The 11,097-nt window shown below is 58.0% G+C and carries 9 protein-coding genes and 3 tRNA genes; 4 read left to right on the forward strand and 8 right to left on the reverse strand.

The features are described from left to right. Nucleotides 1-41: 41 nt before the first annotated feature. On the reverse strand, nt 42-803 hold the full coding sequence (locus tag HNR62_RS14890; RefSeq protein WP_204796867.1) for an SDR family oxidoreductase: 762 nt from the start codon (nt 801-803) through the stop codon (nt 42-44). Between the two features lie 443 nt (nt 804-1,246). Between HNR62_RS14890 and HNR62_RS14895 the strand changes: the two genes are divergently transcribed. Beyond that, nucleotides 1,247-2,290 (forward strand): efflux RND transporter periplasmic adaptor subunit, encoded by a 1,044-nt coding sequence (locus tag HNR62_RS14895; RefSeq protein WP_239552839.1) that lies wholly within the window; start codon nt 1,247-1,249, stop codon nt 2,288-2,290. Beyond that, nucleotides 2,277-5,372, forward strand: coding sequence for an efflux RND transporter permease subunit (locus HNR62_RS14900; RefSeq protein ID WP_204796868.1), 3,096 nt, complete (start codon nt 2,277-2,279; stop codon nt 5,370-5,372). The genes HNR62_RS14895 and HNR62_RS14900 overlap by 14 nt, the downstream gene beginning before the upstream one ends. 60 nt (nt 5,373-5,432) lie before the next feature. On the opposite strand, the gene HNR62_RS14905 is transcribed toward HNR62_RS14900, so the two are convergent. Together HNR62_RS14905 and HNR62_RS14910 are read right to left on the reverse strand one after the other, a co-directional pair. Continuing rightward, a tRNA-Tyr gene (locus tag HNR62_RS14905) sits at nt 5,433-5,517 on the reverse strand. A 111-nt stretch (nt 5,518-5,628) separates the two neighbouring features. Then, nucleotides 5,629-5,713, reverse strand: a tRNA-Tyr gene (locus HNR62_RS14910). Nucleotides 5,714-5,836: 123 nt separating this feature from the next. Between HNR62_RS14910 and HNR62_RS14915 the strand changes: the two genes are divergently transcribed. Continuing rightward, the gene (locus HNR62_RS14915) at nt 5,837-6,352 is read left to right on the forward strand and encodes a VC2046/SO_2500 family protein (protein WP_204796869.1); all 516 of its coding nucleotides are present in this window, start codon (nt 5,837-5,839) and stop codon (nt 6,350-6,352) included. Nucleotides 6,353-6,462: 110 nt separating this feature from the next. Here the strand turns inward: HNR62_RS14915 and HNR62_RS14920 are convergent, their stop codons facing one another. The 4 genes from HNR62_RS14920 to HNR62_RS14935 all read right to left on the reverse strand — a co-directional run bounded on the left by HNR62_RS14920 (nt 6,463) and on the right by HNR62_RS14935 (nt 9,654). Further along, nucleotides 6,463-6,840 (reverse strand): thiol-disulfide oxidoreductase DCC family protein, encoded by a 378-nt coding sequence (locus HNR62_RS14920; protein ID WP_204796870.1) that lies wholly within the window; start codon nt 6,838-6,840, stop codon nt 6,463-6,465. A 60-nt stretch (nt 6,841-6,900) separates the two neighbouring features. Beyond that, on the reverse strand, nt 6,901-8,376 hold the full coding sequence (locus HNR62_RS14925; protein ID WP_204796871.1) for a carboxypeptidase M32: 1,476 nt from the start codon (nt 8,374-8,376) through the stop codon (nt 6,901-6,903). 210 nt (nt 8,377-8,586) lie between these two features. Further along, nucleotides 8,587-8,727, reverse strand: a complete 141-nt coding sequence (locus HNR62_RS14930; protein ID WP_204796872.1) for a DUF3149 domain-containing protein — start codon at nt 8,725-8,727, stop codon at nt 8,587-8,589. Nucleotides 8,728-8,808: 81 nt separating this feature from the next. Continuing rightward, a complete protein-coding gene (locus tag HNR62_RS14935) occupies nt 8,809-9,654 on the reverse strand; it encodes a TraB/GumN family protein (protein WP_204796873.1) in 846 nt (281 codons plus the stop codon). A gap of 76 nt (nt 9,655-9,730) precedes the next feature. Between HNR62_RS14935 and HNR62_RS14940 the strand changes: the two genes are divergently transcribed. Next, nucleotides 9,731-10,066: a DUF1904 family protein gene (locus HNR62_RS14940; protein WP_204796874.1), complete on the forward strand. Its 336-nt coding sequence runs from the start codon at nt 9,731-9,733 to the stop codon at nt 10,064-10,066. Nucleotides 10,067-10,306: 240 nt separating this feature from the next. Here HNR62_RS14940 and HNR62_RS14945 read toward each other — a convergent pair. After that, a tRNA-Arg gene (locus tag HNR62_RS14945) sits at nt 10,307-10,381 on the reverse strand. Nucleotides 10,382-11,097: the final 716 nt, after the last annotated feature.

Below are 11,097 nucleotides of genomic sequence, written 5' to 3' on the forward strand. Positions count from 1 at the left end.
CCTGATTTAAAAAGGTGGCGCCATGCTAGCAGAAACCGGGGTCAGTCGGCAGCCGGCCCCTCCGGATAAATCATTCGTTTGCTCATGCCGCCGTCGATAATGTATTCCTGACCGGTGATAAAGCCGGCCTCGTCGGATAACAGAAAGCGCGCCAGCGCCGCCACATCCTCGGCGTCGCCCACTCGTCCGGCCGGATGCTGGCGGTGATCGTGCAGGCTGGGGGCCGGCTCCTGCGGATTTGGCTGCAGCCGACCGACTTCAATCCAGCCCGGGCTGATGACATTAACCCGTACCGCCGGGCCCAGGCTGACCGCCATGGCGTGGGTCAGGGCAATCAGGCCCCCCTTGGCGGCGGCATAGGCCTCGCTGTCGGGCTCGGACTGATGAGCCCGGGTCGAGGCGATATTGATGATGGCCGAACCCGGTGTGAGCAGGGGAGCCATATGCTTGCTGATCAGCATGGGGCCGGTGAGGTTGACGGCCAGTACCCGCTGCCAGTGGGACAGCGGCAGTTGAGATAACGGCTCGTTGTGAGGCTGGCTGAGGGCGGCGTTGTTGATGATGCCGTCGAGCTGTCCGAACTGACGCTCAATCAGTCGGCTCAGCGCCTGTACCGAGGTTTCCTCGCTGACATCCAGGTGCACCAGCTGCAAGCCGGATAACCCGGATTTGTCCAGCCGGGTGAGGGCATCCTTGTCGATGTCGACGCCCAGAATCTGGTAGCCGTGTTGCAGAAAGTAGCGGCTCATGCCCAGCCCCAGGCCCTGGGCTACCCCGGTAATCAGAATTTTCCCCTGGCTCATGCCGTCTCCTTGAGCAAGCGTCTGCCGCTTGTATTACCTTGGCTAAGGGTCTGTTGACCTTTCGAGATGATTTTTGCAGCAGTTTGTGGGGGCTTGATACAAGGCATCGCTTATGCCATGTAGTCACGCTACATAAATAAGCGATAACGCAGTAGCAAGCCCCCACAAGCGCTGCCCTGCGGGTTCGGCTAAACGCGTTTTTCTCTTTGTTGAGAAGGCTTTGCTTAGAATGACTAGGCTACAGCCGTCTCGCCGCGATAAAAACGTGTTTAACTCGAACAAAATTTAACCTCGAAAGGTCAACAGACCCTAAGCGTAGTGTGTTTTTTAACGGACTGTCAGGGTCTGACTGGGGACTGGTCACACTTTGTTACCTCTTTGGCACCGGTCGACATATCCTGGCGGGCGGAAAGGGGTAAACTGGAGACAGCGAGAGAGAAGGAATGAATAAAACCATGTTTAATCAGCATTATCCCGGATTACTGTTGGTCTGCCTGCTGGGCCTGTCGAGCATGATGTCAACGACGGTGCTGGCCCGTAGCGCGCCCGTGGTGTCTACGGTACGGGTCACGGAGCAGCCGATCACGGCCGGAATTGAACTGATTGGCACTCTGAAGGCCAGCCGGCAGGTGGCCATAGCGCCCCAGGTTGGAGCCCGGGTTACCAGGGTACATTTTGTGCCCGGTCAGGCGATCACCCGGGATCAGCTGCTGCTCAGCCTGGATGACAGAGCCGCACAGGCGACGGTACAGGAAGCCGAAGCGGTGTTGATGGACGCCAGCCGGGTGCTTAATAATTTCAGGACCCTGTTTCAGCGCAAGGCGGTTACCCAGACCGAACTCGACGGCCAGCAGGCCGCCGTGGCCATGGCAGAGGCCAGGCTGCAGGCCGCCCGGGTGCAGGCGGATTATCTGACCTTGAAGGCCCCTTTTTCCGGCGTGATCGGGCTCAGCGATGTGGCGCCGGGCGCCCTGCTCGGGGCCAACGAGCCGGTGGCGAACCTGTTTGACGTGAGCAGCCTCAAGCTGGATTTGGCGGTGCCGGAAAAATATTTCCGCCAACTCAAGGTGGGTGAACAGTTGAGTGCCCGTACCCAGGCGTATGGTGAGCAGGCATTCATCGGCGAACTGGCGGTGATCGCCCCCAGCGTGGATGAAGATACCCTCAATGCCCGGGTGCGGCTGCTGTTTGATAACAGCGATGGCCTGCTGCTGCCGGGGATGCTGATGCGGGTGCAGTTGACGGTGGCCAACGGCACCCAGACGGTGATCCCGGCCCAGAGTCTCTTGTATGCGGGCCAGCAGCGTTATGTGTTTGTGGTGGATGACGAAGGCAATGTCAGCCGGCGCCATGTGAGCATAGGCCGTAACCTGGGAGAATGGGTAACCATTGCCGAAGGACTGATGGCCGGCGAGCGGGTGGTCAGCGAAGGAACCGTCAAGGTACGGGACGGCATGCGGGTGGAGGTGCACAGTGAAGCTCTCTGACGTGTCCATTGCCCGCCCGGTACTGGCTACGGTACTGAGCCTGATGCTCTGTGTGTTCGGGCTGATCTCCTTTCTCGAGTTGCCATTGCGGGAAATGCCCGACACCACCTCGCCGGTGGTGACGGTACGCACCAATTATACCGGTGCCAGCGCCGCCGTGCTGGAGATGCAGGTGACCAAGCAGCTGGAAGACGAGCTGTCGGGCATCAGTGGGGTCAAGTTCATCAGCTCCAGCACCCGCGACGGTCGTTCCAGCATTACCATCGAATTCGATCCGGCGCGGGATCTGGACAATGCCGCCAGCGATGTGCGCGAGGCGGTGGCCCGGGCTTCCCGCAGCCTGCCCGATGACGCCGATGCCCCCGTCGTTACCAAGGACACGGGGCGCAACGATGTCATTTTGTGGGTAACGCTGCGCTCTACCGGCATGTCGCCGCTGGCGTTGGGTGATTACGCCCAGAACGTGCTGGCCGATCGCTTCAGCCTGCTCGATGGTGTCAGCTCGGTCTGGGTGGGGGGACGCAAGGAACGGGTGATGAATGTGCGGCTGGATCCGATGGCCATGGCCTCGCGCGGGGTGACGGTAGCCGACATCCGGGCCGCCCTGCGGGCACAGAACGTGGAGCTGCCGGCCGGCACCCTGGAAAACAGCCAGCAGAACTTCGCGGCTCGCATTCAGCGTGGTTACGATCAGGCGGTAAATTTCCAGACCCTGAGCATTCGTCGTATCGACTCGGGCGCCCGGGTCTACCTGAGCGACGTGGCCGAGATATGGGAAGGGGAGAAACCGGAAGACACCCTGTTTCGCTCCAACGGCCAGAATGTGGTCGGGCTGGGTATCGTCAAGCAGACCCAGGCCAACACCCTGGAGGTGGTGGACGAGGTCAAGCGGGCGATCATGGTTCAGCAGCCTTTTCTGCCCGAAGGCGCCGAGCTGACCTGGACCTACGACAGCTCGGTGTTTATCGACAGCGCCATCGGTGAGGTCTACCAGACCCTGATGATCACCATGGGGCTGGTGGTACTGGTGATTTACCTCTTTCTTGGGCAGGTAGGTGCCACCCTGATCCCGGCGGTGACGGTGCCGGTGTCGCTGATCAGCGCCTTTATTCTGGCCTATGTCCTGGGCTATTCGGTCAACCTGATCACCCTGATGGCGCTGATCATGGCCATCGGCCTGGTGGTGGACGACGCCATCGTCGTGCTGGAGAACATTCATCATCACCTGGAGCGGGGCCGCTCACCGCTGGCCGCCGCCTATCACGGCACGCGGGAGGTGGGGTTTGCGGTGATCGCCACCACCCTGACCCTGGTGTCGGTATTTCTGCCCATCGTGTTCATGGGCGGCATCATAGGCCGCATCTTTACCGAATTTGCGGTGTTGCTGGCCGGAGCCGTGGCATTTTCGTCGCTGGTGGCGCTGACCCTGACCCCGGTGATGGCCAGCAAAATCCTGAAGTCCAGGCAGCAGCCCGGCTGGCTGGCCAGCCATTTCGATGCGGGCTTTGCCCGGCTGGAGCAAGGCTATCGGCGCCTGCTCGACAGCGAGCTGGGTCACCGCTGGTGGGCGCCGGTGGCGATGGTGCTGGCGCTGGGACTCATTACCCTGCTGTTTCGGGAAGTGCCTCAGAGTCTGACGCCGAAAGAAGACCGCGGCGTTGTCTTCGTGCTGGTGCGCGGGGCCGAAGGGGCCAGCTTCGAACGGATGAGCCGGGCCATGGGTGAGGTGGAAGCGCGACTGGCGCCCCTGCAGCAAGATGGCAGCATTACCAGTCTGACGGTACGTACTCCGGGCTTTGGTGGCGGGGTGAACAGCGGCATGGTTATCGCCAGCCTGGAAGCCTGGAATAAACGGGAGCTGTCGGCCGAGGACATTGTCGGGCGCATTCGCGGTTTGACCCGGGACGTGGCCGATGTGCTGGTGATCCCGATACTGCCCTCGTCCATTCGTGGCGGCTCCAGCTCGCCGGTGGAATTTGTGCTGGGCGGGGCCGATTACGACGAACTCCATGGCTGGGCCGAGCAGTTGCGGCGGCTGGCGCGAGACAACCCGGGCCTGAGTGATCTGGATCTGGATTATGCCCAGACCAAGCCCGAGCTGCTGGTGGAGGTGGATCAGCAAAGGGCGGCCAAGCTGGGGATTTCGGTGACCGAAGTGGCCGACAGCCTCAATGTCATGCTGGGCGGTCAGGCCATCACCACCTATGCGCGTCAGGGGGAGGAGTATGATGTCTATCTCAAGGGGCAGCAGGATGCCTTCAGACAGCTCGGTGATCTGGGCGGCGTCTACCTGCGCACCGGTGGCGGCGAGCTGGTGTCGCTGAATAACCTGGTCACCCTGACCGAGCAGGGGGCCTCGCCCTCGCTGAACCATTACAACCGCAAGAAGGCGATCACCCTCAGTGCCAACCTGGTGGGCAACTACAGCCTGGGCGAGGCGCTGGACTACCTGGACGCTCTGGTGCGGGACCAACTGCCCGACTACGCCATCGTCGACTATAAGGGCGAGTCGCTGGAATACAAGAGCAACCAGGGTGACGTGGTTTTCGTGTTCGGGCTGGCGCTGGTGGTGGTGTTTTTGATCCTGGCGGCCCAGTTCGAGAGTTTTGTACATCCCTTTATCGTCTTGCTGACGGTGCCACTTGGCCTGCTCGGCGGCTTGCTGGGACTTTATCTGACGGGCATGACCCTCAATGCCTACAGTCAGATAGCGATGGTGATGCTGATAGGCCTGGTCACCAAGAACGGAATTCTGATCGTGGAGTTTGCCAATCAGCTGCGTGATCGGGGCCAGGCTTTTGATGAGGCGCTGATTGAGGCCTCGATGCGTCGCCTGCGGCCGATACTGATGACCGCCTTTACCACGGTGGCGGGCGCCATTCCCCTTATCCTGGCCAGCGGCGCCGGGGCCGAAAGCCGGCAGGCGGTGGGCATAGTGGTGTTTGCCGGGGTGGCGCTGGCAACTCTGCTGACGCTGTTTATCGTGCCGGCCATGTACCGGTTGCTGGCGCGGCACACCCAGTCTCCGGAGCATCAGCAACGATTGCTGGAGCAGGCGCTGGAGGAAAAGCCTGAAAGATAGAAAAGCCGTGTTTTCTGCAGGCATAAAAAAAGCCGGTGCTGAGCACCGGCTTTAAAAGGATGGTGGAGGGAGCTGGATTCGAACCAGCGAAGGCTGAGCCGTCAGATTTACAGTCTGATCCCTTTGGCCACTCGGGAACCCCTCCACGAGTTAACTTTTTTCTGTTTAATGAAATACGTTAAACAGTTTTAAATTTACACTTCATATCAAGGCGCCGGATGTTGAAAAACAACAGAGCGCATTGACTAACAATAGATGGTGGAGGGAGCTGGATTCGAACCAGCGAAGGCTGAGCCGTCAGATTTACAGTCTGATCCCTTTGGCCACTCGGGAACCCCTCCACACTTTGTGGGGCGCATACTACCAAAAAGTGGGGGCTTGTGAACCCCTGAAAGGTAATTTTTTGCTAAAAAAACCGGACTTGCTGCCGATAACCATCCAAATGCCTAATATTTACACTTTTTATGCTGCCAGAACTGAATGCCAACCTGCTCGTTAACGACAGCCAACTCGGAGGCCACCTTAATCAGGCGGTCATTGACGGCCGTCGTAGCGATTTTGGTTTACTGCTGGCGCTTATGTCCGAAGATGCGCGGGACTTGCCGCGAATCGATGAGCCAAAAAGTGAACAAGGGCAGACGGACTGGCGATCATTCTTCGAGTTGCCGGCACAAAATCCACTCTATGCCGCTCCTCAGGACGATATCAGGGCGCCGCAGCTGTCGGCCCTGGCCGGTGATCTGCAGCAAGACAGCTTGCGTTTATTACTGGCGATGCGGGCAGAGCCATTGCGGGTGAGCGACGAGCTGCTGCCGACAGAAGTCAGCAGCAATCTGAACCCGCGCACCCTGGCTCGGCTGTCGGGTGAGCTGAACCCCCGGTTGCCGGTACAGCCCGAGCGCATGCTGGAGGTGTTGAACGCGGCCACATCCCCAACCGCTAATATTGGCGTATCGCCTAATAAGCCCTGTTTTGACTAAGGAAAAGATAACTGATTAGGTCTTGGCCACTCCGAGGTGGCATGCACCGGTAACATGCACCGGTAACATGGTTAGCGTTATGGTTCGGTGGTGTCGGCAGAGGGGCGGATTCAGGCCCGCCCCTCACGTTCCAGTCGCTGCCGAACCCAGGTCCGGTATGTCCAGGACAGACAAGGCCGGATCAGGGGCAAGCCAATCAACCAGGCCAGCGGCTTGAGCCGGGGCACCCGTTTCATCAGCAGAATATAGGCGTCCAGCTCGGTGACCACTTCTCCGTGCTCGGTTTGTACATGTAGCTCGCGTAACGCCTTGTAGGGGTTGATGCCCAGGCTTGACAACACCTCTTCCCGCCCGGTGATATCAAACCAGTAAATATCGTGGCCACCACTACCGGCCCAATGCTCGTAGCGGGCTCTGTCCTTGATACAGCCCTCGCAGCTACCATCGTAAAACACCACCAGCTTGTGGTGGTTTTTTTTTCTATACATTACCCTGCCTCCCAGACATCAGGGCCCCGTCCATGGGGCCTGATTCAAGCATAGACCTCCTTAGCCCAGGTAACGCGTTTGCAAATGTTGCCGGAAGGCGCCGGTATCCAGTGGCTGGCCACAGGCCTGTTGAATAAGCTGGTCGGTCTCCAGCAGGCTGGCGTGCTGCCAGATGTTTTTTTGTAGCCATTCGAATACGGTTGATAGCCGGTTGCCGAGCAGCTGATCCAGCGATCCCTGCTGTTGCTGCATGGCTTCGGCCTGCTGGGCCGCATAGATGGCGCCCAGGGTGTAGCTGGGAAAATAGCCGAAGCTGCCGTCGGTCCAGTGAATGTCCTGCAGGCAGCCATCCCTGTAATTACCCTTGGTACCGAGGCCCAGATAGCGCTGCATCAACCGATCCCAGCGCTCGGGCAGGTCTCTGGCTTCCATCTTGCCTTCAATCAGATCCCGCTCTATTTCGTAACGCAGCATGATATGGGCCGGATAGGTGACTTCGTCGGCATCAACCCGGATCAGGCCGGGAGTAACCCGGGTATAAAGTCTGGCCATGTTGTCCGGGGAAAAGGCCGGCTGGGCACCGAAGTGACGTTCCAGCAGGGGGGCCAGCCGGTCGATAAAGGCAGGGTGGCGGGCCAGCTGCATTTCGAAGAACAGGCTCTGGGATTCATGTATCCCCATGGATCTGGCCTGACCCACCGGCAGCCGGCGCCAGTGGGCGGGCAGACCCTGTTCATAGCGGGCATGGCCGGTTTCGTGAATGATGCCCATCAGCGCCTGGGTCACATCCTGCTCGTTATAGCGGGTGGTGAGCCGGACATCTTCGCTGACGCCGCCGCAGAAGGGATGAACACTGACATCGAGCCGGCCACGATCAAAGTCGAAGCCGAGCAGCGCCATTACCTCCAGCCCCAGTGCCCGCTGTTGCTCTACGGCAAAGGGGCCCCTGGGTTGCAGCAGGGGTTCGCCGCGCTGCTTGTCCTGCACCTGGGTGATCAGACCCGGCAGCCAGCTTTTGAGGTCGCCAAACAGGATATCGAGCCGGTCGCTGCGCATGCCCGGCTCGTATTGTTCCAACAGGCTATCGTATCGGGACAAGCCCAAGGCCTCGGCGCGGGCCGAGGCGGCCTGACGGGACAGGTTGAGTACTTCTTCAAACAACGGCAGATATCCGGCCCAATCGTTCGCCGGGCGCAGGTGGCGCCAGGCATGCTCGCAGCGCGAACCGGCCAGTGACATGGCGCGTACCAGATCTTCCGGCAGCAAGGTGGCATCACGCCACTGGCGGCGCATTTCGGCCAGGCTGACAGCCTGTTGCGGCGGCAGCGACTCCTGTTCGGCGGCGGCAAACCAGTCGGCCAGCCGTGGATCCTGCAGTTGCTGATGACACAGTACCGCCAGGGTGCTCATTGCCTCGGCCCGGGCTTCGTTGCCGCCGGGCGGCATCATGGTGGCCTGATCCCAGCCACAAATGGCACCAAGGTGTTGCAGATGATAGCGTTGTTCGAAATGCTGGCTCAGAGAAGTATAAGACATGAGGGCTTCCTTGAATGAATGGCGTCACAGGGCCGATGGCAAGCTGAAAAAAGGGAATGGCAAACAGAGGATCTGACGGCGCCAGGTTTTGAATAGCCGCAGTATAAGCAAGTTGAACAGCAAGAGGAAACGACAGGCCCCGGGGAGGAGGAGGTAAGGGCCTGTCGTTATTAAAAGAGGTATGTCAAACGAGAATCCGATGCCGCGCTATTACTCGTTGGGGCCGGCTTTGCTGACTTTGTATATAAAGAAGCCGGCATAAAAGGCGATGAGCAAGGTCGTTGCGATGATCACCAGCATGGACATCAATCCGACGTCGCTGCCGAACATCAAATCAAGCCAGAAGGTCATGGTTCGTCTCCTTGAGTACGCGCTATAGAGGTATCTTAGCGAGACGCTCTGTCACCATGCTGATCCCGATCAATAAAACGCTCAGTCCTCAACCTTTTTAAGGGCATAACCGTCCTGTTCCAGCAAGCGGAGCAGACCATGCTCGCCGTACAGATGCAGGGCGCCCACCACCAGCAGGGCTTTTTTCGGGGCCTGATGTTCAAGGTGATCCAGCCACAGGCGATTGCGCGCCAGCAGGAGTTCCCGCTCGATGAATTGACCGAGCGCCGGGGATTGCTCGTTACGAAGCAGCGCGAGTAACGCCTGCTCGTCTCCGCTTTGCCAGGTGTCCAGCAACTGCTCGAGGTGTTGTTCTATCTGCCCCAGTTCATTCAGGGTATGGCGTACAAAGTCCGCCTCCAGTTGTCGCTCGGGCAGAGAGGCCAGCAGGCTGAATACCAGGGTGGGTGACTCCAGCCCCGAAATCGGCAGCTGCCGCTGTTGGGCGAGATTCATCACCTGCATGTCGATGCCTTGTGTACTGGAAAAACCAAGGGCTTGCGCCCGGGCCTGGGTCAGTTGCAGGGCGGCAAACCAGGGCGGGAGCGATTTCAGGGGAGAGAGGGTCGGCGCATCGAGATGCTGTTCAAGCTGATTTGCCAGCGAGGTCCCCAGACGGCGGCGCCAGTTGTCATCGGCTGCCATGGTCAAAAAAGGTGCCAGGTCTGCCGGGGTGATGGCGGCCGGGTTCACTTCCAGAAACAACCGCTCGCTTTGCTGAAGGCTTCGCAGCAGTGGTGCCGGCAGCACTGCCAGACGTTCATCGGCCATATGAACCGAGCCGAAGAGCCATAGCTGCTGTTCGTCTCTGGTAGCCGACCACAGTGCGGGTGCCGCGAGGCTGTGACCACACCAGAGCCATACCAGTAGCAAAGATAGTATTTTCATTTTCCCTCGCTGTTTTGTGCTCCGGCTTTGCTTATGATGCTGGAGTATCCATTCACTCTAGAATAAGGAATTTATCATGCCTCATTTACGTTTTCGTGGTCTGTCTCGAGAAGCGGTCAAACAGATCAGTAAACCGCTGGTCGATACGCTATCGCCCCTGATTGGCAGTCCGCTGGATCATTTTACCCTGGAGTTTATTCCCGCCGAATTTATGGCCAAGGGGCAAGTAGTAAGTGGTTATCCTATTGTGGAAGTACTCTGGCTGGAGCGAGCACTGGAAGTGCAGGACAAGGTAGCGGCCGAAATTACGTCGACACTGCGGGCGTGGGTCGGCGCCGAACGGGACATTTGTGTCATCTTCACCAAGCTTGAAGGCCGCCAGTATTACGAAAACGGCAGCCATTTTGGGTAAAGGCCTAGCCCCCGGCCTTGAGTAACAGCCTGTCCAGCGCTCGGGCACTGAGCAAGCGGCGCAGCCAGCCCATCATTACCGTGGGTGATGAGTGTCGAACAGGTTGGAGTTGAACTGCTTACGCAGCGCGGCGGTGGGGTGGACAAGTGTTTTAATTCTGGGATGTACACATCGGTAATGATGTTGAAGATGTTGAAAAGGAGGGGGTGACGCAGTGCACGGGAGGCTGTGGTAAAGTACTGGCGTCCCCAGCAGGAATCGAACCTGCAACTAAGTCTTAGGAGGACCTTGTTATATCCATTTAACTATGGGGACGGATAATAAGTCGATATTACATTTTATCCTGCTCCCAACACAAGACACCTTGGGTTTGAATGAGTGTAAATTAACCAGAAAAGTCGTGTTCACGATATTTAAGCAATATCAATCAGGTGATTATAAGATATTGGGTCTTGGCGGTTCGATATCCTACTGGCGGCGCCAGGCCATACCTGACCGGTCATAGCTGAGTAGTGAGGCTTAGCTCCGGCCGGCATTGAGTGTACTTACACTATCAGTGAGCGATATAAGAAAAGAAGAGCGGACCATTATAGCTGCGGATCTGCCAGGTTGTTTCTTATACAGATAACACCAAAACGTGCATGTTATAAGGGTAATACAGCGGTTTAGTTGTGATCTTGATGGATTTGTAAGCGGTTGGCTGCCAAAGTCCTGTTTTTATCAAAAAAGCCCTTGCGTAAAATCGGGTGCTCCCTATAATGCGCATCCACTGACACGGGGCAAGCAGCTCACGGTCACAAGCAGAAAAAGAACATCATTTCAGCTTGACGAATTCAAGGTGGTATGTATAATTCATACCCCTGACCTAGAAAAGGTCAACGCTCTTTAACAACTTATCAAGCAAACTGTGTGGGCACTCGCAGGGAGTTGGGAAACAAAAAAATATTGTTTTTCAATGTCTTGTTGGAGTGCAACTAGAAATAGCAGCAAACCAGATATATTCATTGAGCATCAAGTCTTTAATTGAAGAG

Origin of the sequence: Oceanisphaera litoralis, from assembly GCF_016907015.1 — a bacterium.
Classification (GTDB): domain Bacteria; phylum Pseudomonadota; class Gammaproteobacteria; order Enterobacterales; family Aeromonadaceae; genus Oceanimonas; species Oceanimonas litoralis.